At 72.0% G+C, this 25,121-nt stretch carries 25 protein-coding genes; 17 read left to right on the top strand and 8 right to left on the bottom strand.

Translation table 11 applies throughout. The features are described 5' to 3' along the window. Nucleotides 1–2: 2 nt before the first annotated feature. Nucleotides 3–500 carry a DUF4262 domain-containing protein gene (locus tag AMYTH_RS45390; protein WP_037323978.1) on the top strand — a complete coding sequence of 166 codons (498 nt, stop codon included), beginning with the start codon at nucleotides 3–5 and terminating at the stop codon, nucleotides 498–500. Nucleotides 501–922: 422 nt separating this feature from the next. Here AMYTH_RS45390 and AMYTH_RS0121695 read toward each other — a convergent pair whose 3' ends face one another. Next, nucleotides 923–1,135, bottom strand: a complete 213-nt coding sequence (locus AMYTH_RS0121695; RefSeq protein WP_027932085.1) for a hypothetical protein — start codon at nucleotides 1,133–1,135, stop codon at nucleotides 923–925. A 131-nt stretch (nucleotides 1,136–1,266) separates the two neighbouring features. On the opposite strand from AMYTH_RS0121695, the gene AMYTH_RS0121690 reads away from it, so the two are divergent. Beyond that, entirely contained in the window at nucleotides 1,267–2,316 is a 1,050-nt protein-coding gene (locus tag AMYTH_RS0121690) for a zinc-binding dehydrogenase (RefSeq protein ID WP_027932084.1), read from the top strand. 57 nt (nucleotides 2,317–2,373) lie between these two features. On the opposite strand, the gene AMYTH_RS0121685 is transcribed toward AMYTH_RS0121690, so the two are convergent. From AMYTH_RS0121685 to AMYTH_RS0121670, 4 genes are all read right to left on the bottom strand, one after another. Continuing rightward, nucleotides 2,374–3,777, bottom strand: coding sequence for an MmgE/PrpD family protein (locus tag AMYTH_RS0121685; RefSeq protein WP_209440780.1), 1,404 nt, complete (start codon nucleotides 3,775–3,777; stop codon nucleotides 2,374–2,376). A gap of 79 nt (nucleotides 3,778–3,856) precedes the next feature. After that, nucleotides 3,857–4,672, bottom strand: a complete 816-nt coding sequence (locus AMYTH_RS0121680; protein WP_027932082.1) for a cyclase family protein — start codon at nucleotides 4,670–4,672, stop codon at nucleotides 3,857–3,859. Then, nucleotides 4,669–5,478, bottom strand: a complete 810-nt coding sequence (locus AMYTH_RS0121675) for an HpcH/HpaI aldolase/citrate lyase family protein (RefSeq protein WP_027932081.1) — start codon at nucleotides 5,476–5,478, stop codon at nucleotides 4,669–4,671. The genes AMYTH_RS0121680 and AMYTH_RS0121675 overlap by 4 nt, the downstream gene beginning before the upstream one ends. Beyond that, nucleotides 5,475–6,653, bottom strand: coding sequence for a CaiB/BaiF CoA transferase family protein (locus AMYTH_RS0121670; protein WP_027932080.1), 1,179 nt, complete (start codon nucleotides 6,651–6,653; stop codon nucleotides 5,475–5,477). The genes AMYTH_RS0121675 and AMYTH_RS0121670 overlap by 4 nt, the downstream gene beginning before the upstream one ends. 216 nt (nucleotides 6,654–6,869) lie before the next feature. Here AMYTH_RS0121670 and AMYTH_RS0121665 point away from each other — a divergent pair, with 216 nt between their 5' ends. The 9 genes from AMYTH_RS0121665 to AMYTH_RS0121625 are packed head-to-tail and all read left to right on the top strand — an operon-like array spanning nucleotide 6,870 to nucleotide 16,375. Continuing rightward, nucleotides 6,870–8,114 carry an ABC transporter substrate-binding protein gene (locus AMYTH_RS0121665; RefSeq protein ID WP_027932079.1) on the top strand — a complete coding sequence of 415 codons (1,245 nt, stop codon included), beginning with the start codon at nucleotides 6,870–6,872 and terminating at the stop codon, nucleotides 8,112–8,114. Continuing rightward, nucleotides 8,111–9,118 carry a branched-chain amino acid ABC transporter permease gene (locus AMYTH_RS0121660; protein WP_228684902.1) on the top strand — a complete coding sequence of 336 codons (1,008 nt, stop codon included), beginning with the start codon at nucleotides 8,111–8,113 and terminating at the stop codon, nucleotides 9,116–9,118. The genes AMYTH_RS0121665 and AMYTH_RS0121660 overlap by 4 nt, the downstream gene beginning before the upstream one ends. Continuing rightward, a complete protein-coding gene (locus tag AMYTH_RS0121655; RefSeq protein ID WP_027932077.1) occupies nucleotides 9,115–10,161 on the top strand; it encodes a branched-chain amino acid ABC transporter permease in 1,047 nt (348 codons plus the stop codon). The genes AMYTH_RS0121660 and AMYTH_RS0121655 overlap by 4 nt, the downstream gene beginning before the upstream one ends. Beyond that, a complete protein-coding gene (locus AMYTH_RS0121650) occupies nucleotides 10,158–10,892 on the top strand; it encodes an ABC transporter ATP-binding protein (protein WP_228684900.1) in 735 nt (244 codons plus the stop codon). The genes AMYTH_RS0121655 and AMYTH_RS0121650 overlap by 4 nt, the downstream gene beginning before the upstream one ends. Then, nucleotides 10,879–11,580 (top strand): ABC transporter ATP-binding protein, encoded by a 702-nt coding sequence (locus AMYTH_RS0121645; RefSeq protein ID WP_027932075.1) that lies wholly within the window; start codon nucleotides 10,879–10,881, stop codon nucleotides 11,578–11,580. Before AMYTH_RS0121650 ends, AMYTH_RS0121645 begins: the two co-directional genes overlap by 14 nt. A gap of 5 nt (nucleotides 11,581–11,585) precedes the next feature. Continuing rightward, nucleotides 11,586–12,908: an MmgE/PrpD family protein gene (locus AMYTH_RS0121640; RefSeq protein WP_027932074.1), complete on the top strand. Its 1,323-nt coding sequence runs from the start codon at nucleotides 11,586–11,588 to the stop codon at nucleotides 12,906–12,908. Then, a complete protein-coding gene (locus AMYTH_RS0121635; RefSeq protein WP_027932073.1) occupies nucleotides 12,908–13,537 on the top strand; it encodes an aspartate/glutamate racemase family protein in 630 nt (209 codons plus the stop codon). Before AMYTH_RS0121640 ends, AMYTH_RS0121635 begins: the two co-directional genes overlap by 1 nt. Continuing rightward, a complete protein-coding gene (locus AMYTH_RS0121630; RefSeq protein WP_027932072.1) occupies nucleotides 13,537–14,883 on the top strand; it encodes an FAD-dependent oxidoreductase in 1,347 nt (448 codons plus the stop codon). The genes AMYTH_RS0121635 and AMYTH_RS0121630 overlap by 1 nt, the downstream gene beginning before the upstream one ends. Before the next feature lie 25 nt (nucleotides 14,884–14,908). Beyond that, complete coding sequence (locus tag AMYTH_RS0121625) at nucleotides 14,909–16,375, top strand: dihydroorotase (protein WP_027932071.1); 1,467 nt, start codon at nucleotides 14,909–14,911, stop codon at nucleotides 16,373–16,375. 493 nt (nucleotides 16,376–16,868) lie between these two features. Here AMYTH_RS0121625 and AMYTH_RS0121620 read toward each other — a convergent pair whose 3' ends face one another. After that, nucleotides 16,869–17,693 carry an IclR family transcriptional regulator gene (locus AMYTH_RS0121620; protein WP_020417745.1) on the bottom strand — a complete coding sequence of 275 codons (825 nt, stop codon included), beginning with the start codon at nucleotides 17,691–17,693 and terminating at the stop codon, nucleotides 16,869–16,871. A gap of 149 nt (nucleotides 17,694–17,842) precedes the next feature. Here AMYTH_RS0121620 and ligD point away from each other — a divergent pair, with 149 nt between their 5' ends. Genes ligD through AMYTH_RS0121605 form a run of 3 tightly spaced genes read left to right on the top strand, consistent with a single transcriptional unit; the run spans nucleotide 17,843 to nucleotide 19,420 of the window. After that, nucleotides 17,843–18,772, top strand: coding sequence for a non-homologous end-joining DNA ligase (gene ligD, locus AMYTH_RS0121615; RefSeq protein WP_027932070.1), 930 nt, complete (start codon nucleotides 17,843–17,845; stop codon nucleotides 18,770–18,772). 10 nt (nucleotides 18,773–18,782) lie between these two features. After that, entirely contained in the window at nucleotides 18,783–19,139 is a 357-nt protein-coding gene (locus AMYTH_RS0121610; RefSeq protein WP_027932069.1) for a YidH family protein, read from the top strand. Continuing rightward, entirely contained in the window at nucleotides 19,136–19,420 is a 285-nt protein-coding gene (locus AMYTH_RS0121605; protein WP_027932068.1) for a DUF202 domain-containing protein, read from the top strand. Before AMYTH_RS0121610 ends, AMYTH_RS0121605 begins: the two co-directional genes overlap by 4 nt. Here the strand turns inward: AMYTH_RS0121605 and pdxR are convergent. Then, the gene (pdxR, locus tag AMYTH_RS0121600; protein WP_027932067.1) at nucleotides 19,389–20,792 is read right to left on the bottom strand and encodes a MocR-like pyridoxine biosynthesis transcription factor PdxR; all 1,404 of its coding nucleotides are present in this window, start codon (nucleotides 20,790–20,792) and stop codon (nucleotides 19,389–19,391) included. The two genes, AMYTH_RS0121605 and pdxR, sit on opposite strands and share 32 nt — an antisense overlap. Before the next feature lie 79 nt (nucleotides 20,793–20,871). Between pdxR and AMYTH_RS0121595 the strand changes: the two genes are divergently transcribed. The 3 genes from AMYTH_RS0121595 (at nucleotide 20,872) to fdhA (ending at nucleotide 24,457) form a co-directional block, all read left to right on the top strand. Continuing rightward, entirely contained in the window at nucleotides 20,872–21,486 is a 615-nt protein-coding gene (locus AMYTH_RS0121595; RefSeq protein ID WP_027932066.1) for a mycothiol-dependent nitroreductase Rv2466c family protein, read from the top strand. Nucleotides 21,487–21,988: 502 nt separating this feature from the next. Then, complete coding sequence (locus AMYTH_RS0121585) at nucleotides 21,989–23,197, top strand: MFS transporter (protein WP_037322631.1); 1,209 nt, start codon at nucleotides 21,989–21,991, stop codon at nucleotides 23,195–23,197. 39 nt (nucleotides 23,198–23,236) lie between these two features. Continuing rightward, entirely contained in the window at nucleotides 23,237–24,457 is a 1,221-nt protein-coding gene (fdhA, locus tag AMYTH_RS0121580) for a formaldehyde dehydrogenase, glutathione-independent (RefSeq protein ID WP_027932063.1), read from the top strand. Between the two features lie 42 nt (nucleotides 24,458–24,499). Here fdhA and AMYTH_RS0121575 read toward each other — a convergent pair whose 3' ends face one another. After that, a complete protein-coding gene (locus AMYTH_RS0121575; RefSeq protein WP_027932062.1) occupies nucleotides 24,500–25,114 on the bottom strand; it encodes a TetR/AcrR family transcriptional regulator in 615 nt (204 codons plus the stop codon). Between the last annotated feature and the right edge of the window lie 7 nt (nucleotides 25,115–25,121).

Here is a 25,121-nt window from a genome sequence, read left to right as displayed (position 1 = left end):
AGATGTGCGGAAAGTGCGACCGGCCGGGCGGGCACCTGCGACACCTGTGCGAGATCATCGCCGAGCACGGCTGGGCGGTGATCTCCTTCGAGGGCAACGGATATCGCCCGCCGTGGGCCTACACGACGGGTCTGACGGGGCGCGGCAGACCGGAGTTGGTGGTGACAGCCATGGAGCCCCACCGGGCGCGCGACGTGCTGAACGAGGTCGCCGCGCACCTGCTCCGAACGGGCGAGCCGGACCTGGCGCCGGGGGAGCGCCTACCGGGCCCGCGCAACCTGCTGATGGAGGCTGTGACGGTCGAGGTGCCATCGGTGCACCTGCGCACCGCGGTCGACCTGTACGGCCCCGAGGTGCGCGCAACACAACTCGTCCACGCCGACGCACAAGGCCGCTGGCCATGGCGAGCAGGCTGGCAAGGCCCCGGCGGACGCCAACCAGTACTAGGCCCCCGCGCCGGAGCCCTCCTCATGGAGGCGGCCACCCCACCGTGGCCTTAACCGCACGGCGCCTACTCGCCCCGCCCGCAGGGGCGCGCGCCTAGCCCCACTTCGCCCCGCCCGCAGTGGTGCACTCAGCCGACTCGCCCCGCCCGGCAGGGGTGTGCTCAGCCGACTCGCCTCGCACGCAAGGGTGCGCGCTGCCCACGGGCCCCGCCCCGCGGGGCGGGCGGTAGGCCCGCGGCGGCCAGTCTCCCGTGGCTGTAACCGCCACTCGCCTCGCCAGCAGCGGTGCGCTCAGCCGACTCGCCCTGCACGTAGTGGCAGGCAGGCCCTCGGGCCGCGGCGGCCGCCCGTGGGCAGCCACCTGCCTTCAGCGGCCGCTCAGTGCACTCGCCCAGGCCGCAACGCCCGGCCCGTCGCCGCCCGTTTCGCAAACCCTGGAACCCGCCCCAGCACGTCCGGCGCTGGCCACGAAACAATCACCGCGGCTTGCGGCGGTGCACTGCCATCCAGCTGAGGTCGCGCACGCGGAAATTCACACCCTGCGCCGCATGCAGGTCGCGGCGGTGCTCGACGAGCTCGTCCGTCGCCCAGGGCTTCACCGGGCGCTTCCGGCGGGTGCGCAGGTCGTGCGCCCCCGCGGCGACCAGCAGCAAACCGATGATGCCGACGAAAACCACCAGGAGCACCATGAACGACCTCCCCAGTCCAGTCAGCTCCGATTCTGCCACCGATCGTGCCAAGAAGGAGGAAGTCACGTGTGAGAATCACGCACCTGGGACACCATGTGGGGTAACGCCGCCGCGACGACGGGAGGACCCGCATGGCCACCATGCTGGCCGGCAGGCTGGAGATCAGCTCGCGCAAGTTCGACGTCCGCGAGGTGCCGGTCCCCGAACCCGGGCCGGGCCAGGTCCGGATCAAGGTGCGCGCGGCCGGGGTGTGCCTGTCCGACGTCCATTTGATCGACGGCACCCTCACGCCGCTCTTCCTCGAAACCCCCGAGGTCACCCTCGGCCACGAGGTGGCGGGCGAGATCGACGCGATCGGCCCCGACGTGCCGGACCGGTGGCGGGAGGGCCAGCGCGTCGCCCTGGAGGCGGGGGAGCGGTGCGGCCAGTGCCCGAACTGCGTCCGCTTCCGCGACCCGTGCCTGCAGGTCCGCACCCGGGGTGTCGACTACGACGGTGGCTGGGCCGAGTACGCCCTCGCCACTCAGCACACCCTCATCCCGATCCCCGACGACCTGCCGTTCGTGCAGGCCGCGATCGTGCCGGACGCCGTGTCCACCCCGTGGGGCGCGGTCACCGGCACCGGCCAGGCCCAGCCTGCCCGGCCGGCGGGCGTGTGGGGTGCGGGCGGGCTCGGCGCGCACGCCGTGCAGCTGCTCCGGCTGATCGGCGCCGCCCCGATCGTGGCGGTGGATCCGCTCGGAGCGGCGCGGGAGCGGGCCCTCGAATTCGGCGCCGACCTCGCCCTGGACCCGGGTGACCCCACCCTGCGCGAGCAGATCCTCGCCCTCACCGGCGGTTCCGGGCTGGACGTGGCGTTCGACATGGCCGGCGTGCCCCCGGTGCGGGAGCAGGCGGTGAGCTGCCTCGGCCTCGGCGGGCGTCTCGTGCTCGTCGGCCTGACCCCGAAACCGCTCACGGTCACCGACGGCATCGGATTCAGCTACCGCGGCCAGCGCCTGCTCGGCCACTACGGCTCCCAGCCGGGCGCGGTCGAGCAGCTCATCGAGCTGGCGCGCTACCACCGCCTGGAATGGAGCCGCAGTATCAGCGGCACCTACCCGCTCGCCGACGCCGCGACGGCCGTCGAGCACCTGGAACGCAAGGAGGGCAATCCGATTCGCCTGGTCTTGGTCCCCTGACCGCCCGCACCGGACCTGCGGCGAGCTCGCCACAAGCCCGGCACGGACAGCGCTGGGTCACGCCCGCAGGAGGCTGGTCAGCTCACCGAGGTCAGTGAGCCCGGCGAGGCCGTACGTCAGCTCGGTGATCCGGTCCGCCGCGTCCGCGGACACCACGCGCGTCGCGTTCAGGCGGAACTTCAGCGCCAGCTCCTCGGCGGACAGCGGGTTCGCCGCCCCGCCGCGGTTGGCGTCCACCCGCTCCTCCAGCGTGCGCCCGTCCCGCAGGTGCGCGCGCAGCACCGCCGGGAACTGGTGCGGGAAGATCTCGTCGCACCGGGCGTCCGGCACGCAGGTCACCTTCGCCGCCAACGCCAGCCGCTCCGGGGAAGCCGCTGCCGTGTCGGTGAAGTCGTCGTGGAAGACGCCCAGCCCGCCGCCGCCGAGGAAGCCCGCGGCCACCGTGTACGGGCCCGAGAACGCGGCGTGGTAGCCGGACCGCGGGCGGATCTTGTCCTCCCGCGGCTCACCGATCGTGCGCAGCACCGCGGTCGGCGCGCCGAGTTCCAGCGACTCGATCTCCTCGACCGCCACGCCCCGCTCACGCAACCGCCGCGCGGCGTCGATCCCGGCGTGCGTGAAGTGGTTGCACGGGTAAGGCTTGAAGAAGATGCCGGGCAGCTCCCACTCGTCGCCGAGCCCGCGGCTGATCGCGTCCACGTCGGTCTGGTCACCGCAGAACGCCTGCAGCAGACCGAACCGGCCCTCCAGCACGGTCGGCGGACCGGTGATGCCGTGCCGCGCCATGCCTGCCGCCGTCACCGCCGCGTGCGCGGCCCACCCGCAGTGCACGCGCTTCACGGTGCCGCCGGTGCGGTTGGCCTCCAGCAGGCCGGACCCCATGCTCGACGCGATCCCCAGTGCGTCCGCGATGCCGTCTTCATCCACTTCGGACAGCATGGCGCACGCCACCGCCGCGCCCAGCGCGCCGCAGATCGCCGTGGCGTGCAGGCCGCGCTCGAAGAACACCGAGTTGCCCAGCTCCGAGTCGTACCCGGCCATGCCGAGCCGCACGGTGATCTCGACGCCGACGCCGATCGCGTCCAGCAGCTGCGCGCCCGAGCAGCCGCGGGCCTCCGCCACTGCGAGCGCCGCGGGCACCACCGACGCGGACGGGTGCAGGACGGACGGCAGGTGCGTGTCGTCGAAGTCCAGCGAGTGGGCCAGTGTCCCGTTGACCAGGGCCGCGCTGGGCTCCGGCAGCCGGTCACCCGACCCGATGGCCGTCGCCCGGCCGGACCCGCCCCACTCGCGAACGAGGGCGCCGACCGCGGCGGCCGGACGCTCGGAAGTGGCGGCGAGGCTGTTGCCCAGCACGTCGAGCGCCCGCCGCGCCGCGTCCTCCCGCAGCTCGGCGGGCAAGCCCTTCGCCCGCACCGAGGCGGCGAACTCCGCCAACCGCTGCACGATTGTTTGTGTCATGCCGTCACCGCCGTGGGGGGTTGTACCGGCGTGCCGGTGGTGCCGAGGGTGGGTCGTGGGGTGGGCAGGAACGAGCGCCTCATGCCGCCACCGCCGCGAGGGGGCGGATCGGCGAGCCCGTCCCGCCGACGATGCGCAACGGCGCGAGCATGAAGACGAACTCCCGCACGCCCGACTCGGCGATCGCCTCCAGGTTCAGGTGCTCCATGATGAAGATCCCCGACTCGACCAGCAGCACCCGGTGCACCGGCAGCACCGCGTGCCCCGCGCCGGCTGGGATCTGCTCGTACGCCGTCGTGTCCGCGCCGGTCGCGACGATCCCCCGCGCGGTCAGCCACGAAGCGGCCGACACGTCCGCGCCCGGCACGCCCGACTCCTTGCCCATGTACGCCACCGGGTCCGAGAAGTTCCGCGCCCAGCCCGTCCGGATCAACGCCACGTCACCGGGGCCCGGCTCGGCGCCGGCCAGCTTCGCCGCCGCCTCCAGGTCCTCCGCCGTCACGCCGTAGCCCGGCTCCAGCACCGGCACCCCGTGCACCGCCGCCACGTCCAGCAGCACCGCGCGCCGCAGCAGGCCGGGCAGGTTTTCCGCGCCGTGGGTCTTGAACACGCCACCCTGCTGGGCCTCCGCCGCGTCCACGTCCCCGTGCAGCTTGCCGCAATGACTCACGTGCGACAACGCGTCGATGTGCGTGCCGACGTGCCCGCCGGTCACGATGATCTCGTTCGCCGCCGAACCGCCGTCCGCCCGCTGCATGTCCCCGTGCCTGCGGATCAACGTCATCCGGAACCCGGGATGGTTCGGCGAGGTCGGCATGCCGGTGAAGAACGGCTGACCCAGCTCGATCAACCGCACCCCGCCGGACACCGCCGCCAGCAACGCATCCTGTGTCATGAACCCTTGCCTTCCTTCACGTACTGGTCCGCGATCTCGAGCACCCACCGGGCGCGCGCCACGATCGCGGCGTCCACGAACTGTCCGTTGTGGTCGATCCAGGCCGACTCCTCCGCGGCGAGCACCTCGCGGGCCCACGCCGTTTCGGCCGGGTCGGGGGCGCACACCTCGTGCACCACCGGGATCTGCGCGGGGTGGATCACCGACCGGCCGAAGAACCCGGCGTCCCGCCCCGCGGCCGTCGAGGCACGCAGACCGTCCAGGTCACGCACCGCCGTCCACACGCTCTGCACGGGGCTCGGCAACCCGGCCGCCCGCGCCGCCACCACGACCCGCGAACGGGGCCACGCCAGCGCGCCGGAATCCCGCACCCGCAGGTCCGCCATCAAATCGGCCTCCCCGAGGGAAATCCCCGCCACCAGCGGGTGCGCGGTCGCCAGCCCTAATGCGTTCTCCACCCCCAGCGCCGACTCCAGCACGGGGTACACCGGCACTCCGAGCGCGTCGGCGACCCGGCGCAGCTCGCCCGGATCCTCCGCCTTCGGCACGCGCACACCGGCCACACCGTCGACGGAAGCCAGCGCGCGGATGTCCGCCTCACCGGCGGAGGTCCCGGGCGCGTTGATCCGCACGAAAGCCGGCGCGGACGCGAGCGTCTCCAGCACGGTCCGCCGCGCGAAGTCCTTGGCGGCGGCGGAAACCGCGTCCTCCAGGTCGAGGATCACCGCGTCCGCGGGCCCGGCCAGTGCCTTGCCGATGCGGTCCGGCCGGTCGCCCGGCACGTACAGCCAGCTGCGGGGGATCACTTCACGACGCCCTTTTCCCGCAGCGCGGCCACATCCACCCCGTACCGGCCCAGGACCTCCTCGGTGTGCGCGCCGAGCGGGGCGCCTGCCGAGGTGATCCGCCCCGGCGTCTCGGACAGCCGGAACAACACGTTCTGCATCTTCACCGGCCCGAGCTCGTCGTCGTCGACCGTCGCGATGGTGCCGAGCGCCGCGAACTGCGGGTCGCTCATCACGTCCGCCGCCGTGTAGATCGGCGCGACCGCCGCCTCGGCCTCCTCGAACGCCTTGACCACCTCGTCGCGGTCCCGCTGCGCGATCCACGAACCGACCGCCTCGTCGAGCAGATCGGCGTGCCGCGCCCGTTCCGCGCCCGAGGCGAACCACGGCTCGTCGATCAGCTCGGGACGCCCGACCAGCCGCATGACCCGTTCCGCGATCGTCTGCGCGCTGGTGGAGATCGCCACCCAGCTGCCGTCGCGCGTGCGGTAGGTGTTGCGCGGCGCGTTGTTCACCGATCGGTTCCCGGTGCGCTCCTGCAGCTGCCCGAGCTGGTCGTAGGCGATGATCTGCGGCCCGAGCAGCGTCAGGATCGGCTCGATGATCGCCAGGTCGACGACCTGCCCGCGCCCGGTCTGCTCCCGCGCCCGCAGCGCGGTCATGATCGCGTACGCGGTGGTCAGGGCCGCGATCCCGTCGGCTAGCCCGAACGGCGGCAGCGTCGGCGGCCCGTCCGGCTCGCCGGTGATGGCCGCGAACCCGCTCATCGCCTCGGCCAGCGTGCCGAACCCGGGCCGCTTGGCGTACGGCCCGATCTGGCCGAACCCGGTGACGCGCGCGAGCACCAGGCGGGGGTTGATCTCGCGCAGTTCGTCGTATCCCAGGCCCCAGCGTTCCAGCGTGCCCGGCCGGAAGTTCTCGATCACCACGTCGGCGTCGGCGACCATCTTCCGGAACACCTCCTGCCCCTCGGGCGCGCCGAGGTACAGGGTGATGGCCTTCTTGCCGCGGCCGAGCATCTTCCACCACAGGCCGACACCGTCGCGCTGGGCGCCGTGGCTGCGGACCGGATCGCCCTTCGGGTGCTCGATCTTGATCACTTCGGCGCCGAAGTCGCCGAGCAGCGTCGCCGCCAGCGGGCCGGCGAAGAGGGTGGCCGTGTCGAGTACCCGGATCCCGGACAATGCGCCCGTCATGGGGCGTACCTGCCTTTCTCGTCCCGGCGAGCGTCGTTTCGCCAGGAGGAACATCAGTAAACATCCTGTTTCGTCGCCGACGCATCGCGCTGGTCACCAAGTTCGCACTGATAACGGCGCTCCGTCAAGTTATGACTGGATATTGACCTGACCTGGAGGCGGGTGTCACGATAGCCCGCATCACTCCCAATGTTTCTCTAAGCGGAACGAGGTGACATGTCCGCGCGAAAGCTCATCGCCGCGCTCGGTGCGTGCGCCCTGCTCGCGACCGGTTGCGGGGGCTCGGCTCCGATGGGGGCCGCCGGCGCGGCCGCCGGACGCGACGAGGGCCCGGTGAAGATCGGCGCGCTGCACCCGGTCAGCGGGTCCAATGCGGTGGACGGGCAGCAGATGCGCCGCGGCGCCCAGATGGCGGTGGACGCCATCAACGCGGCAGGCGGCATCAAGTCCCTCGGCGGCCGCAAGGTCGAGCTGGTCACGGGGGACACCCAGGGCAAGGCCGACATCGGCCAGAGCGAGGCGCAGCGGCTGATCTCGGCCGGTGCGGTCGGCCTGGTCGGCACGTACCAGAGCGCGGTCAGCACGAACGTCGCCGTGGTGGCGGAACGCAACCGCGTCCCGTTCGTCGCCGACGTGACCGCGTCCGACGCGATCTACGCCCACGGCTACAAGTACGTGTTCCGCGTGCAGCCGGGCAGCAAGGTCATCGCGACGGCCGCCGCGCATTACCTCCAGCAGGTGTCGCAGCAGGCGGGCAAGCCCGTCAAGAAGGTCGCGTTCTTGCACGAGCAGAGCGATTTCGGCAGCGGCGCGGCGGAGGCCTTCACCCAAGCCGCCCGGCAGCTGGGCATCGAGGTCGGCCCGAACATCAGCTACGACGCGGCGAGCGTCAGCGACCTGACCGCGCAGGTCACGCAGGTCAAGGCGTCCGGCGCGGACGTGCTGGCGGTGGCGGGCTACTACCGCGACAGCCTCCTGGCGGCCAAGGCGATCGCCTCGGTCAAACCGGATCTCAACGCGGTCTGGGGCGTGTCCAACGGCGCCTTCGACCAGCCGAAGTTCGTCACCGACGCCGGTGATCTCGGCGCGCTGTACTTCAGTACCAACTACCACTACGACGCGACCAACCCGCAGACCGCCGCGCTGCGCGAGCAGTACCAGCGCACGTACGGCGATCCGATGCGGACCGGCGCGGTGCTGTCCTACGACGCGGTCCAGGTGATCGCGCAGGCGGTCGAGAAGGCTGCCAGCACCGATCCGAAACTGGTCCGCGATGCCATCGCCGCCGCCCAGGTCGCACCCCTGACCGTGGGCGCGGGCCCGATCCAGTTCGCCCCCAACGGCGACAACCGCAACGCCATGGCGGTCCTGATGCAGATCCAGGACGGCCAGGTCAAGCAGGTCTATCCCCCGGAGAAAGCCGAATCCCGGCCCGAGTACCAGGTGACGTGGCGGCCATGAGCGAAACAGCACAGCGGGCGGCGCTCGCCCCCGAAGTCTCCCCACCCCAGAAGAAGGACCGCGGTTTCCTCGGCCGCGCCGGTGTCGTCGGCGGTGTCCTCGTCGTCGCGATCGTCGTCGCGCTGCTGCAGTCGGGCAGCGGGCTGGTGGTCTGGCAGTCGGTCGTTACCGGCCTGCTGACCGGCGGTCTGTACGGCCTGATCGCGATGGGCCTGACGCTGATCTTCGGCGTGCTGGACATCGTCAACTTCGCGCACGGCGCGTTGCTCGCGGTCGCGATGTTCATCTCCTTCGGCATGGTGCAGGCCACCGGCATGCACCCCTACCTGACGCTGGTCATCGCCATCCCGGCGTTGTTCCTGATCGGCGCGGCCGTCCACCGTGGACTGCTGTCCGGCACCGGCGGCAGCTCGCTGGAGAACCAGCTGCTCATCACGCTGGGCCTGTCGCTGCTGCTGGAGAACGGGCTGCTGATGTTCTTCGGCGCCGAGCCCAAGACCATCGCGCTGCCCGGCGACTTCCAGTTCCCGCTGCTGGGCGCGGTCGTCGCGGGTTCGCGGCTCTACGCGTTCCTCGGCGCGATCCTGCTCGGCGCGCTGCTGTACTGGCTGCTGCGCCGCACCCGGCTGGGCACCGCGATCCGCGCGGTCGCCGCGCACGGGCCGGGCGCGGAACTGGTCGGCATCAACGTCCGCCGGATCCACACGCTCACCTTCGCGATCGGCACGGCGTGCGCCGGTGCGGCCGCCGCGCTGGCGGGACCGCTGGTCACCGTGACGCCGACGCTCGGCGAGCAGTTCAACATCACCGCGTTCGTCGTGGTGGTGCTCGGCGGGATGGGCAACGTCGTGGGCGCGCTCGTCGGCGGCCTGCTGATCGGGCTGGTCGAGCAGCTCACCACGATCTACCTCGGCGGGCAGTCCTCGCTGCTGGGGGTGTTCGTGGTGTTCATCCTCGTGCTCTTCCTGCGCCCGCAGGGCCTGTTCGGAAGGAAGGCGGCATGAGCACCATCACCATCGCCGGTCCCGCCGGCGCGGAGAAGGTCAAGGCCCCGCCGCTGCGCCCGCAGAACCGGCAGCTCGCGATCCTCGCCGTGCTGGTGCTGATCGCGATCCCGCTGCCGCTAATCCTGCCGCCGGCGCAGGGCGCGGTCGCCGTGCGGATCCTGATCTTCCTGCTGATGGCCGTCGGCTGGAACATCATGAGCGGGTTCGGCGGCATGTTCAGCTTCGGGCACGCGGCCTATTTCGGGCTCGGCGCGTACACCAGCGCCTACCTGCTGGTGAAGCACAACGTGTCGCCGTGGATCGGGATGGTCGCCGGGATGGCGGTGGCCGCCGCGGCCGCCGTGCTGATCGGCTACTTCTCCTTCCGCTACAAGCTGCAGGGCGCGTACTTCGCGCTCGCCACGTTCGCCTTCGCCGAGATGCTGCGGCTGGTCGTGACCAGCAGCGCGTTCGCCAACAAGGCGGTCGGGTTCACCGTTCCGCTGATCCCGGACTCGTCGCTGTGGATGCTGCAGTTCGAGGCCGACTCGCCGGCGTACTTCTGGGTCGCGCTGGTGCTGGCCGGTGCGGCGGTCGCGATCAGCATCGTGTTCCTGCACTCCCGCGCCGGGAAGTACGTGACCGCGATCCGGGACGACGAGCTGGCCGCGGCCTCGCTCGGCACGCCCGTGATGCGGCACAAGCTGATGACGGTGGCGTTGTCCGCCGCGATCACCGCGGTCGCCGGCGCCTTCTACACCCAGTACTACCTGTTCGTGAACCCGGAACTGGGCTTCGGCTCGGCGGTGTCGATCCAGGCGATCGTGCCGGTGGTGATCGGCGGCATCGGCACCATCTGGGGCCCGGTGGTCGGCGCGATCATCGTCGGTTCGCTCACCGACGTGACCGCGACTCTGCTGCGCACGCCGCCCGAGTTCCTGGGCTTCCTGCAGGGGCGCAGCGGTCTGGACGTGGTGCTGTACGCGGTGCTGCTGATCCTGATCGTGCGCCTGCTGCCGAAGGGCATCGTCGGAACGATCGCGGCGAGGTGGCGTCGATGAGCATCGTCAGGGTCGACGGGGTCGGCAAGTCCTTCCGCGGGCTGCGGGCGCTGTCCGATGTGGACTTCGAGGTGGCCGAGGGGGAGATCCTCGGCATCATCGGGCCGAACGGCGCGGGCAAGACCACCCTGTTCAACGTCGTCTCCGGCGCGCTGGCCCCGGACACCGGGCGGGTCGCGTTCGCCGGGCAGGACGTCACCGGACGGGCGCCGGACCGCATCGCCCGCGCCGGGATGGTGCGCACGTTCCAGCTGATGCGGCCGTTCTCCAGCATGACCGTGCTGGAGAACGTGTGCCTGGCCGCGCAGCACCACCGGTTCGGGCGGCGCAAGCTGCGCGAGCACGCGCTGGAGGTGGTCGAGCGGGTCGGGCTCGGGCCGTGGGCCCACCGGGCCGCACCGGAGCTGCCGACGGCCGGTCTCAAGCGGCTCGAACTGGCCCGCGCGCTCGCGATGCGGCCGAAGGTCCTGCTGCTCGACGAGGTCCTCGCCGGTCTGGTGCCCGCGGAACGCGAACCGGTGCTGGACCTGCTGGCGCGGCTGCGCGAGGAGGAGGGCGTGACCCTGCTGTTCATCGAGCACATCATGGCCGCGGTGATGCGGCTGGCCGACCGCGTGCTCGTGCTGGACCAGGGCCAGGTCATCGCCGTCGGGTCGCCGCAGGAGGTCACCAGCGACGCGCGTGTCATCGACGCCTACCTCGGTGAGGAGCCGACCCATGCTGACGCTTGAGAAGGTGTGCGCCGGGTACGGGCGGATGCGGATCCTGCACGACGTCGACCTGCACCTGGGCGAGGGCGAGATCGTCGCGCTGGTCGGCGCGAACGGCGCGGGCAAGACCACGACGCTGCGCAGCATCTGCGGGCAGCTGAAGGCGTTGTCCGGCAGCATCACGTTCAACGGCGCGCCGACCACGGGTCGCCGTCCGGACCAGCTCGTGCGCGACGGTCTGGTGCATGTGCCGGAGGACCGGGCGCTGTTCGGCACGCTGACCGTCGAGGAGAACCTGCGGATGGGCGCGTGGACGCGCACCCCGGCGCAGGCGGCGAAGTCGCTGGCCGAGGTCTACGAGCTGTTCCCGGTCCTCGCCGAGCGGCGCACGCAGATCGCCCAGACGTTCAGCGGCGGTCAGCAGCAGATGCTGGCGATCGCCCGCGCGCTGATGGCGGCGCCGAAGCTGCTGATGCTGGACGAGCCGTCGACCGGCCTGTCGCCCAAGCTGACCTGGACGATGCTCGAAGCGGTGCGGCGGATCCGGGACAACGGGGTGTCGGTGCTGCTGGTCGAGCAGAACGCCAAGCAGGCGCTGGCGATCGCGGACCGCGCGTACGTGCTGGAGAGCGGGTCGACCGTGCTGTCCGGCAGCGGCGCGGAGCTCGCCGGCGACAGCCGGGTGCGAAAGGCGTACCTGGGACTGTGACAGCGGTGGAATCGACTCGACGGCTCGGCGCGTGGGTGTCCGAACTGGACACCCCGGACGCGGTTCGGGACCGGCTCGCGCTGGTCCTGCTGGACGTCCTCGGGGTGACCGCGGTGGGCGCGGCGCAGCCGGAGCAGCGGGCGCTGCGCGCGGCGTGGCGAGCCCCGGACGGACCGGCGCCGTTGCTCGGTGCCGGGCGATCCGTGACCGTGGACGCGGCGGCGTTCCTGAACGGGATGGCCCTGGTGTCGCTGGAGCTCGACGAGGGCAACAAGTACACCAAGGGACATCCCGCCGCGCACGGTTTCCCCGCGGTGCTGGCGCTGGCCGCGGACCTGGACAGCACCGGCGCCGAAACCGCGGCGGCGCTGCTGGCGGCGTACGAAGTCGCGTCCCGGTTCGGTCGCGCGACGTCCTTGAAGCCCGGCGCGCACCCGCACGGCAGCTGGGGTGTCCCCGGCGCGGCGGCGGGCTGCGCGCGGTTGCTGGGGCTCGACGCGGAGCAGACCGCCGCGGCCATCGACACCGCGGCGGGCATGGCGATCGCCGGGCACTTCGACTCGGCAACCACCGGCAACCCGGTGCGCAACGCCTGGATGGGCGCTTCCGCGACCTCCGGGTTGGCGGCCGCGCGGATGGCGGCGGCCGGGATGGCCCGCAACACCGGCACCGCGGCGCTGTCCCTCGGCACGCTGCTCGGTTCGTTCGACCCGGGTGAGCTGACCGCCGACCTGGGGACGCGGTGGGACATCCAGCACGGCTACTTCAAGCGGCACGCGTCCTGCTCGTTCACCCACCCGGCGGCCGACGCGGTCCTCGCGCTGCGCGGCGAGTTCCCGGCGGCCGGCATCACGTCGATCCTCGTCGAGTCACACGTGCTCGGCGCCGGCCTCACCGGCACGGACTGGACGAACCGGTTGTCGGCGATGTTCTCCACCCCGTTCGTGGTCGCCACCGCGGCACTGACCGGGCGGGTCGGCCCGGACAGCGCCCTCGACGACCCGGCGGTGCGAACGCTTGCGCAGCGGGTGCGGCTGGTCGCGGCCGACGACCTGACCGCCCGCCTGCCCGCCGAACGCGCCGCGCGGGTCACGGTCGCCTTCGACGACGGCACCACGCTCACCCGCGAGGTGCCCAACCCGGTCGGCGACGCCGACCACCACCCGCTGGCCGAGGACGACCTGGTCGCCCTGCTGAAGACGTGGCTGCCCCGGCAGCCCGGGCTCGTGGACCGCGCCGTCGCGGTCAGCCACGAGCTGCCCGGCCTGGCCCGCGTCGGGGACGCCCTGCGCGGGCTGGCCGGGCCGGACGAGAAGGAGCTGAACTGATGCGTGCCCTCGCGGTGACGCCCATCCACCTGCCCGCGGAGGAGATCCGGCGGCGGCAGGCCCGCTACGACCGGCTCGCCCCGCCCGGCCTGGAGGTCGAGCTCGTCGACGTCGGCGCCGCCGCGCCGGCTTCGCTGGACACCGACGAGTCCGTGCGTGCTTCCGAACGCCAGGTGGCCGCCGCCCTCGCGCGGGCGGGGGATGGCTACGACCTGGCCTTCCCGGACTGCGTGCTCGATCCCGCGGTGCCGGACACCGTCGCGGCGGATCCGCGGCCGGTGCACGGGCTGCTCAAGCTGTCCGCGACCTACCTCGCGGGCAAGGGCGTGCGGTTCGGCGCGGTGGTGCGCAACGAGGCCATCGCCGCCGAGTTCGGCAAGCGCATCGCCGCCTACGGGCTGAGTGCCTACTTCGCCGGCACCCGCGTGCTGGACCTGCCGTTCGAGGCGATCGCCGACACCGGCACGTGGAACCGGGCAGTGGGCGCCGCGGTGCGCGAACTGGCGTCGCTGGGCGCGACCGCGGTCATCAACGGCTGTTCGGCGGTGGACGTCGAACCCGCCGACCTGCCTGCCCGGATCGTCGACCCGACGGCGCTTGCGCTGCGGCTGCTGGCGGTGGAGGCGTGATGGATCTCGTCGTCGCGGGTGCCGGTGGCGGCCTGGCCGGTGCGCTGCGTGCCGCCGAGCTCGGGCTGAGCGTGGTCGTCGTCGAGGCCAGCGAGCACTTCCGGCGCGGCAACAACACGTCGATGTCGACCGCGATGTTCCCCGGCGCCGGTTCGCGCTGGCAGGCCGAGGCGGGCGTCGACGACTCGCCCGAGCGGTTCGTCGCCGACATCATGGCCAAGACGAAGGGCCAGGCCGATCCGCGGCTGGCCCGTACGCTGGCGGAGGTGAGCGCGCCGCTGGTGGAGTGGCTGGCGGATTCGGCGGGACTGCCGTTGTCGCTGGTCACCGACTTCAACTACCCCGGACACGCGGTGCCGCGCTGCCACTCGATCCCGGGGCGGCACGGCTCCGGGGTCATCGACCACCTGGCCCGGCGGGTCGCCGAGCACGAGAACATCGAGCTGCTCGCGCCGGCGAAGCTGGTCGACGTGCTCACCGGTGACGGCGGTGTCCGCGCCGCGGTGGTGCGGTACCCGGACGGCACGGAGGAGGAGATCCCGACCGGCGCGGTCCTGTTGGCCACCAACGGGTTCGGGGCCGATCGCGAGCTGGTCGCCCGGCACTTGCCGGAGATCGCGGACGCGTTGTACCAGGGCAGTGACCAGTCGCTCGGCGACGCGTTGCGGATCGGCGAGAAGCTCGGCGCCGCGGTCGGTTACCTGGACGCCTACCAGGGCCACGGTGCGGTCGCGGCGAACGCGGGCACCCTCGTCGGCTGGGCGACGATCATCCACGGCGCGATCCTGGTGGACACGACGGGCCGCCGCTTCGGCGACGAGACCCGCGGCTACTCCGAGTACGCCGCCGAACTGGCCGCCCGGCCCGGGGCGACCGGCTGGATCGTGCTGGACGAGACGATCTTCGAGCAGTGCCAGCCGTTCCAGGACTTCCGGGACACCGTCGCCTCCGGCGCGCTGGTGTGGGCCGATTCGGCTGAGGAGCTGGCCGCGGCGACCGGTTTGCCGGAGCTGGCCGACGAACTCGCCGTCGCCGGCGCGATCGCCCGCGGTGAGCGCACGGATTCGTTCGGACGCACCAACTGGGAGCGCCCGCTGTCCGGCCGACTCGCCGCGGTGCGGGTGGTGCCCGCGCTCTTCCACACCCAGGGCGGTTTGCTGGTGAACGAGAACGCCGCCGTCGTCGACGCCCAGGACCGGCCGATCCCCGGCCTGTACGCCGCGGGCGGCGCGGCGGCGGGCATCTCCGGTCACGGCGCCGCCGGATACCTGCCCGGCAACGGGCTCCTGCCGGCCTTCGGGCTGGCGTACCTGGCCGCGAACGACGTCGCACGTCGCCCGGCCTGATCGATCACGCGGAGGAAAACGAGAGATGGCAACGACGGAACTGCTGGTCCGCAACGTCCGGGTGGTCCGGCCCGACGGCCCCGACGGTGAGCCGGAACTGCTGGACATCGCCGTCAACGACGGCACGATCACGCGGGTGGCGCCGGACCTGCCCGCCGACGACGCCGCCCGGGTGATCGACGGCCGGGGCCTGCTGGCGTTCCCCGGCGTGGTGGACGCGCACCAGCACTGGGGCATCTACAACGAGCTGTCCACCGACACCCGGACGGAAAGCCGGGCGAGCGCGCAGGGCGGTGTGACGACGTCGCTGACCTACATGCGGACCGGGCAGTACTACCTGAACAAGGGCGGCAGCTACCGGGACTTCTTCCCGGAGGTGCTGAGCAAGTCCGCCGGGAACGCGTATGTCGATTACGCCTTTCACCTGGCGCCGATGAGCGCGCAGCACATCGAGGAGATCCCGTTCCTCGTCGAGGAGCACGGCGTCACGTCGTTCAAGATCTTCATGTTCTACGGTTCGCACGGGCTGCACGGCCGGTCGACGAGCCAGAGCGATTTCCTGATGATCCCGCCGGACGAGCGTTACGACATCGCGCACTTCGAGTTCGTGATGCGCGGCGTGCAGAAGGCGCGGGAAATCCTGACCGAGTACGCACCGCACCTGTCGTTGTCGCTGCACTGCGAGACGGCGGAGATCATGACGGCGTACACGAAGATGGTCGAGCAGGACGGCTCGTTGACCGGGCTGCGGGCGTACTCGGCGTCGCGGCCGCCGCACTCGGAGGGCCTGGCGGTGACGATCGCGTCGTACCTGGCGCACGAGACCGGGCTGCCGAACATCAACCTGCTGCACCTGTCGTCGGAGAAGGCCCTGTCGGCGGCGCTGACCATGGCGTCGGCGTTCCCGCACATCGACTTCCGCCGCGAGGTGACGATCGGCCACCTGCTGGCGGACGTCGACACCGCGTCGGGTATCGGTGGCAAGGTCAACCCGCCGCTGCGGGAGCGCGAGGACGTGGAAGCCCTGTGGCGGCACGTGCTGGCGGGCGAGGTGGACTGGGTGGTGAGCGACCACGCGTGCTGCCGGGACGAGCTGAAGTTCGGCTCGGACCGGGAGGACGTCTTCCTGGCGAAGTCCGGTTTCGGCGGCGCGGAGTACCTGTTGCCCGGCCTGGTGGGCGAGGGCACCAAGCGGGGCCTGTCGCTGCAGAAGATCGCCGCGCTGCTGTCGTGGAACCCCGCCCAGCGGTACGGCCTGCTGCGCAAGGGAAAGATCGCGGAAGGCTTCGACGCGGACTTCGCCCTGGTGGATCCGAACGTCCAGTGGACCGTGCGGGCGGCCGACTCGGAAAGCACCCAGGAATACACCCCGTTCGAGGGCTTCGAGATGACGGCAAGGGTCACGGACACCTTCGTGCGCGGCAACCACGTCTACGCGGACGGCAAGATCCAAGGCGAGCCCACCGGCAAATTCCTCAAGCGTGGCCGCTAACCACACAACACCAACCGCCGCCCGGCAACGAAAGAAGACCGACCACGCACCAGACCTCCCCCGCCCCCGATCCACAGCCGATCTTTAGTCGCCGATCAGCGGGGTCAAGGTACTCTTTCCCGCCTTGACGCCGCTGCTCGGCGACTGAAACACAATCAGGCATCGGGGGCGGGGGTGGTCGGAAGGTGACCTTTCAAGCGCCGTGAGGCGCTTTTCGCGCGACAGCGCGGCTTTAGAGATCAAAAGATAGTCCTCGCCGGACGGGCAGGCTCCGGGATGACCAGGGGACCGTTGTCGCCTCACCTCGGGTGGGTGGCTGGGTGGTCATCCCGTCGCCTTCCGGTTTGTGCATATCACCTTGAGCCAGGGCCGCAAGCTTTCTGTTTTCGGCTGCCGGACCCAGCGCGGGGTTGCGGCCCTGGCTCAAGGTGATCGCGCCGGTGTCAGGCGACGGGATGACCACCCAGCTGCCTTGTGTTCAAAGGCTTTTGCGCTATGCGCTGCCTGCTTCGCTGTCGCGGAGCCAGGTCCAGTTGTCCCGGATTTCTTCCGATGCCGCGCGGATCAGGGCCCGATAACGGTCGATCGCCTCCGGGGTGAAGCGGTATTGCGGGCCACAAATACTGATCGAGCCGTGGACCTCGCCGTCGGGGCCGAACAGTGGTGCGGCGACCGAGCCGGCTCCGGCTTGGCGTTCGCCGAGGGAGACCGCTACCCCCTCCCTTGCGGTTTCGGCCAGTGCGGTGCGGAGGGTGTCGACGTCGGTGATCGTCTTGTCCGTCAGCGGTTCCAGCGTTCGCCGCAGCACCGACTCCTGCCGGTCCTCCGGCAGGAAAGCCAGGATGACCTTGCCCGACGAGCCCGCGTGCAGGGGAAAACGACGGCCGATCTCCACCGTCATCTTGATCTCGCGCGGGCTCTCGAACTGGTCCAGGTACACCCGCTCGTCGCCGACCAGGCCGGACAGCGTCGTGGTCTCGCCGGTTTCGTCCCGCAGCCGGCGCAGTATCGGCGTCGCGACCGTGCGGGCGTCGAACCGGCGCAGGGCGCTCGCGCCGAGCGCCGCCGCGGCCTGTCCCAGCCGGTAGCCGTTCACGCCCGGGTCGGTCGCCAGCAGCTCACGCGACACCAGCGACTGCAGGATCCGGAACACGACCGCCTTCGACAGTCCCAGCTCGCGGCTGATCGCGCTCACCCCCAGGTAACGGGGACCGCCGGCGAAGAGCAGGAGCACGTCGGCGACCCGGGCCGCGGCCTCGGTGCCGGTGTTGTCGTTGGCCGGTGCGAGCTTGCGTCCGGCGGTACTCTTGGTGGTCAAAGCCGATGGTCCTCGGGGTAGCGTTCCGGTGAGAGGAACGGTATCGGTGCAGCTACTCCCATACTGTACCGGTTCCGAGCAAGATCTGTTCCGTCCAGCGAGACAAGGTGCGGGATGCACTGCGCGCCACGCTGCGGCAGGCTGGGGGCATGGCCGAGGACAGGGTGACGGTGCAGGTCGACGGGCGCCGTCTGTCGTTGTCCAACCTGGACAAGGTGCTCTACCCCGAAGCCGGGTTCACCAAGGGCCAGGTGATCGACTACTACGCGCGCGTCGCCCCGGTGATCCTGCCGCACCTGCGGGACCGGGCGCTCACCTTCCGCCGCTGGCCGGGCGGGGTGCAGTCGAACCCGTTCTACGAGAAGGACGCCGGACGGCACGCCCCCGACTGGGTGAAAACGGCGAAGATCGCGAGCGGCGGGCGCGGTCAGAGCTCGGACGTGAACGCGTATCCGCTGGTCAACGACGTGCCGACGTTGATATGGGCGGCCAACCTCGCCGCGCTGGAACTGCACGTGCCGCAGTGGACCGTCGGCCCGCGCGGGGCCCGCCGCAACCCCGACCTGCTGGTGTTCGACCTCGACCCGGGCGAGCCGGCGACGATCGTCGAGTGCTGCCGCGTCGCCGAGCGGCTGCGCGACCTGCTGGCGGCGGACGGGCTGCGGCTCTACCCGAAGACCAGCGGCTCGAAGGGCCTGCAGGTGTACGCGGCGGTGAAGACCGCGACCCCGGAGGACACCTCGGCCTACGCCAAGGCCGCCGCGAAGAAGCTCGCCGCCGAGACGCCGGGAGAGGTCACCGCGGCGATGACGAAAAGCCTGCGGCCCGGCAAGGTGTTCATCGACTGGAGCCAGAACAACCCGCACAAGACGACGGTCGCGCCGTACTCGCTGCGCGGGCGCCCGGAGCCGACCGTGTCCACACCGGTCACCTGGGACGAGGTGGAGGCGTGCCGCCGCCCCGCGCAGTTGAAGTTCCTCAGCGACGACGTCCTCGACCGGGTGGAGGAAATCGGCGACCTGTTCGAGGACCTGCACGACGACCCGGTCAAACTGCCCCGGGCGCGCGCCGGACAGTAACGTCACCCGCATGAGCCCACGCTGGTACGAAGAGGGGGAGGAGCCCGACTACCGCTTCACCCTGGCCAACGAGCGCACCTTCCTGGCGTGGCTGCGAACCGCGCTCGCGCTCATCGCCGGCGCCGTGGCGCTCATGCAGTTCGTCCCCCAGTTCTCGGTCGCCGGGTTGCGTGGCGTCCTCGCCGCGCTGCTCGCCGTCACCGGCACCCTGCTCGCGGCGTTCGCCTACCGGCGCTGGGCCCTGGTGCAGCGCGCGATGCGCAACAAGCGGCCGCTGCCGATGACGTGGCTGCCGTTCGTCGTCGGGTGGGCGGCCGCGCTCGCCGGTGCGGTCGTCCTCGTGGTCGCGCTGGCCACGGTCCGATGAGGGACCCCGGACTCCAGCCCGAGCGGACCGCGCTGGCCTGGCAGCGCACCGCGCTCGCCGCCGCGGTCGCGGCCGTCCTCCTGCTGCGCAGCGGCCTGATCCGCGGCGCCCCGCTGGAGATCGCCGCCGCTGGGTGCGCCGCCGCGGTCGTGGTGCTGTGGTTCATCGCCGTGCGGCGCCCGCCCACGACCGGCAGCGCGCGGCACATCCTCGGCGCGGCGACCATCGCGGTCGCGGCGGCCGGTCTCCTCACCGCGATCCAGGTCCTCCTGCTGCCCTGAAAGCGTCCCGCAGCAGGCGGAGCCCGGCCACGATCCCGTCCGGCGACACGGCCCCGTAGCCGAGCGCGAGCCCCTGTTCCGGCGGCGAGTCGGCGTAGTAGGTGTGCAACCGGTCGAACGCGACTCCCGGCGCGTGCAGGGCCGACGTGTCGACCACCGACCTGGCGCACACGTGCAGGCCCGCCGCCGAGGGCACGAGCCGGAGCCATTCGCCGAACTCCCGCTCCAGCGTGCGCAGCATCAGCTCGTGCCGGGCCGCGTACTCGCGAGTGGCCTTCCGGACGTGCCGGGTCAGCAGGCCTTCGTCCAGGAACCGGGCGAGCGCGGCCTGCGTGGTGAGGTCGCCGTGCCAGTCGGTGAGCTGCTTGGCCTTGAGCAGCGCGGGCCGCAGCGCGGCGGGCGCGATCAGGAAACCCAGTCGCAGCATCGGCAACAGCGTCTTGGAGAACGACCCGACGTAGATGACCCGCCCAGCGCGGTCCAAGCTCTGCAACGGGTCCAGCGGCCGCCCGGCGAAGCGGAACTCGCTGTCGTAGTCGTCCTCGACGATCACCGCGTCCCGCCGCCCAGCCCACTCGAGCAGGGCGGCCCGGCGGGCCGGCGACATCGGCGTGCCCAGCGGGAACTGGTGCGACGGCGTCACGTACACCAGGCGGGCAGCACCAGGGATCCGGTCCACGACGATCCCCTCGCCGTCCACCGGCACCCCGGTGACCCGCGCGCCGAGTGATGCGAGCAGCCGCCGGGCCGGGGGATAGCCGGGTTCCTCGACCGCGACGCACGCCCCCGGTTCGACGAGCACCCGGCCGACGAGGTCGAGCGCCTGCTGCGCGCCCTGGGTGACCAGGACGTCCTCGGCCGCCGCCCGCACCGACCGCGCGATGCCGAGGTGCCGCGCGATCGCCGCCCGCAGTCCACTGTGTCCGGACGGATCGGCGTAGCCGGATGGGATTTCGTGGCTCCGCAGGCTCTGCGAGACCAGCCGCCGCCAGGTCTGGAGCGGGAACAGCCTCGCGTTCGGGGCGCCGACGCGGAAGTCGTAGCGCACCGGGGCCGCCTCGACGGGGTCCGGCAGCGTGTCCCAGAACGGCCGCGCGGCGAGCACACCCCGGGGCGCTCGGCGGGGCCGTCCCGGTGCGGTGCCCGCGACGAACGTCCCGGCCCCGACGCGGCCGGTCAGCAGGCCTTCGGCGGTGAGCCGGTCGTAGGCGGCGGCGACCGTGTTGCGGGAGACGGCCAGGGTCCGCGCGAGCTCCCGCGACGGCGGCAGTCGCTCGCCCGGCCGGAGGCGGCCGTTGGCGATCGCGTCGCGGACCTGGCGGTAGATCTGCGCCACGAGGTCACCGCCGGTCAGGCTGATGTGCAGGTCCACCACGGCTCCGAAATGGCCCAAACAAGCAGGTCGGAATTGGAGCTTACCCCGGGCCAATCTGGTGTCTAGCGTTTTCGCCATGACGACCGCCGACCTCTGGTTCGACCCGAAGTGCCCGTGGGCCTGGATCACCTCGCGCTGGCTGCTGGAGGTGGAGCGGGTGCGGGACGTCCGGGTCCGGTTCCACGTGTTGAGCCTGTCGCTGCTCAACGAGGGGCGTGCGGTGGAGCCGTGGTACCGGGAGTGGCTGGACAGCGGCTGGGGCCCGGCGCGGGTCGCGATCGCGGCGGAGCGCAGGTGCGGCAACGAGGTGCTGCGTGACCTCTACACCGCGCTGGGCAGGCGGATCCACCTCGACCGCGCGCCGCTCGGGCGCGACCTGTACCGCGACGCGCTGGCCGAGTGCGACCTGCCCGCGGACCTCGCGGACGCCGCCGGCGCCACCGAGCACGACGACGCGCTTCGCGAAAGCACGGCGGCGGGGCTCGGGCCGGTGGGGGAGGACCTGGGCACCCCGGCGATCCACGTGACCGGCCCCGACGGCCAGGTCAACGCCTTCTTCGGCCCGGTGGTCACGCCGGTTCCCCGCGGTGACGCGGCAGGCGGCCTGTGGGACGGGGTGGTGCTGATCGCGGGCACCGACGGCTTCTTCGAGCTGAAGCGGGCGCGCACACGGCGCCCGGTCGTATCATGACCGCCGCGCGGTTGCTTGCCGCGGCGCGGTTGGTGAATTCGTTGGGCGACGGTGCGTGTTACGTCACGTCCGCCGGCTGGGTGGCGGGTGGCGTCGCGGGGGTGGGCGGGGGCGCTGGGGGCTTCGTCGAGCTGAAGGGCGCGTGCATGCGGCGCCCGGTCGTCGTAGAACCGCCGCGGTTGCTTGCCACGGCGCGGCTGGTGAATTCGTTGGGCGAGGGCGCGTGTTGCGTCACGTCCGCCGGCTGGGTGGCGGGTGCGGTCGCGGGGGTGTGCGGGGGCGCTGGGGGCTTCGTCGAGCTGAAGGGCGCGTGCATGCGGCATTCGGTCGCCGTAGAACCGCCGCGGTTGCGCACCGCGGCGCGGTTGGTGAATTCGTTGGGCGACGGCTCGTGTTACGTCACGTCCGCCCCTGGGCTGCCGCTCGGCTGGGCGGCGGGTGCCGTCGCCGGAGTGGGTGCGGGCCATCTCGCCGACCGGTACGGGCCGCGCCCGCTCGTGTCATGACCGCCGCGCGGTTGCTTGCCTCGGCGCAGCTGGTCAACTCGCTCGGCGACGGCGCCTACTACGTCACCTCCGCCCTGTACTTCACGCTGGTCATCGGTCTGCCGCCGGCCCAGGTGGGGCTCGGGCTGACGCTCGGCTGGGCGGCAGGCGCCGTCGCCGGGGTGGGCGCCGGTCACGTCGCCGACCGGTACGGGCCGCGCCGGGTCGCGGTGCTGCTCGCGCTCGGCACGGCCGTCGCGCTCGGCGGGTTCGTCTTCGCCCGCTCGTTCCCCGCCTTCCTCGCACTGGCCGGTGCCTACGCCTGCGGCCAGAGCGGGCTCGCCGCCGCGCGGCAGGCGCTGCTCGCCGGTCTGGTCGAGCCCGCCCACCGCACCCGCGTGCGCGCCCACCTGCAGGCGGCCACGAACGCGGGACTCGCGATCGGCGCCGCGGCCGGGGGCGTCGCGCTGCAGGCCGGCACCGCGCTCGCCTACCAGGTGGTGTTCGCCGCCGACGCCGCCGGGTTCGTGGTCGCGGCGGTGATCCTGTCGCGGCTGCCGGAAGCCGAGGTGGTCCGCGACGGCTCTCGCCTGGCGGTTCTGCGCGACCGGCCGTACGCGGTACTGGCCCTGCTGCACACGGTCATGATGCTGAACATGCCGCTGCTCAGCCTGGTCATTCCACTGTGGATGGTCGAGCGGACGGACGCGCCTGCTTGGCTGGTGTCGGCGCTGCTGCTGGTCAACACGGTGAGCGTGGTGTTGTTCCAGGTCCGGGTCGCGCGCCGGGTGTCGGGGCTGCGGACCGCCGCCCGTGCCGCGCGCGGCGCCGGGATCCTGATGCTGCTCGCCTGCGCGGTGTACGCGTCGTCGGCGAGCGTCTGGGTGGTGCTGCTCGTCGCGGCCGGCATCCAGGTGGCGGGGGAGATGCTGCTCGCCGCGGGCGCCTGGGAGATCAGCTTCACGCTGGCGCCCGACGGGAAACAGGGCCAGTACCAGGGGTTCTTCGCCTCCGGCGTGGCGATCGCCCGCATGGCAGGGCCGGTGTTGCTGACGACGTTGGTCCTCGGCGGCGGTGCGGTGGGGTGGCTGGTCCTCGGCGCGCTGTTCCTGCTGACCGGTCTCGGGTTCGCGCCCGTGACGCGCTGGGCGGCTCGCGAGCGCTTTCCGGAATGGTCTTCCGGCCCTAGGCCCGGCGCCGCGGACGTTCCTAGCATCGGGTCCTGACCGTTCAACGGCGAACGAGGAATCGAGGCGGCAGAACTCATGGCGGGCAACAAAGCGGTCACCTATCTGGGACCCGGCAAGGTCGAGGTCGACACCATCGACTACCCGACCTTCTCGATGAAGGACGGCCCCGGCGTGCACCAGGCCAACGTGGGCCGGGAAACCCAGCACGGTGTCATTCTCAAGAACGTCGCGACCAACATCTGCGGCAGCGACCAGCACATGGTGCGCGGCCGCACGACTGCGCCGGAAGGGCTGGTGCTGGGCCACGAGATCACCGGCGAGGTGGTCGAGACGGGCCGGGACGTCGAGTTCATCAAGGAGGGCGACCTGGTTTCGGTGCCGTTCAACATCGCCTGCGGACGGTGCCGCAACTGCAAGGAGGGCAAGACCGGGATCTGCCTCAACGTCAACCCGGACCGGCCGGGGTCGGCCTACGGTTACGTCGACATGGGCGGCTGGGTCGGCGGGCAGGCCGAGTACGTGATGGTGCCGTACGCGGACTGGAACCTGCTGAAGTTCCCGGACCGCGACCAGGCCATGGAGAAGATCCTCGACCTGGCCATGCTGTCCGACATCTTCCCGACCGGTTTCCACGGCTGCGTCAGTGCGGGCGTCGGTGTCGGGTCGACCGTGTACATCGCGGGCGCCGGACCGGTCGGGCTGGCCGCGGCGGCGTCGGCGCAGCTGCTCGGCGCGGCGGTGGTGATCGTCGGCGACCTCAACGCCGACCGGCTGGAGCAGGCCCGCAGCTTCGGCTGCGAGACCGTGGACGTGTCGAAGGGCGACCCGAAGGACCAGATCGCGGAGATCCTCGGCGTGCCCGAGGTCGATTGCGGTGTCGACGCGGTCGGGTTCGAGGCGCGCGGGCACGGCAAGGAAGCGTCCGACGAGCACCCGGCGACGGTGCTGAACTCGCTGATGGACATCACCGCGGCGGGCGGCGCACTGGGCATCCCGGGCCTGTACGTGACGGGTGACCCGGGTGCGGCCGACGAAGCCGCCCGGCACGGCTCGCTGTCCATCCGGATCGGCCTCGGCTGGGCGAAGTCGCACGCGTTCACCACCGGCCAGTGCCCCGTGATGCGCTACCACCGGCGCCTGATGATGGCCATCCTGCACGACCGGGTCCAGATCGCGAAGGCCGTCAACGCGACGCCGATCCCCCTGGCCGAGGCCCCGCGGGGCTACCAGGAATTCGACCAGGGCGCGGCACGCAAGTACGTGCTCGACCCGCACGGGATGCTGGCCAACGCCTGAGGGGAGGCCGTGCCGGGGGCGCACCGCTCCCGGCACGGCCGGTCAGCCGTAGGCGCGCAGGAAGGTGTCGACGGCCGCGGCGGCGACGGCGTCCCGTTCGGCCGCCGGGAGCGCCCGCGTGCCCAGCCGGGTCCGCGACTCCAGTGGCGCGGTGAGCAGCGCCCCGAACTGCTCCGCGGCCTGCGCCGGGTCCGTGATCTTCAACCGGCCGTCCAGGGCGAGGCGGGCCAGGCGGTCGGCCAGCGCGTCGGTCACGACGTTGGTTCCGGCGCGCGTCTGGACGGTGTCCAGCAGTTCCGGGAAGCGCGCCAGTTCGGCCTGCAGGAGCCGCCGGAAGGCCCACGACCGGTCGTCGGTGTAGCAGTCGATCAGCCGGCGGCCCACCTGCTCCAGCAGGGCCCGCAGGTCCTCGCCCGCGTCGCGGAGCCGGTCCACCGCCGCCAGGTTCTCCGCGATCGCCTTGGCTGCCTCCGCCGTCATCGCCTCGCGGAACAGGTTCGCCTTCTCGGTGAAGTGGTTGTAGACCGTCGGCTTCGCCACGCCGGCTTCGGCTGCGACCTCGGCGACGCACGCCTGCGCGTAGCCCTGCCGCGCGAACACCGTGAACGCCGCGTCCAGGATCGCCTGCCGTTTGTCGATGCGTCCACGCGTGGCCATACCCGGA

This window comes from Amycolatopsis thermoflava N1165 (assembly GCF_000473265.1).
Lineage (GTDB): Bacteria > Actinomycetota > Actinomycetes > Mycobacteriales > Pseudonocardiaceae > Amycolatopsis_E > Amycolatopsis_E thermoflava.
Note: the sequence above shows the minus strand (reverse complement) of the source record. Positions and strands in the feature narration are given on the sequence as shown.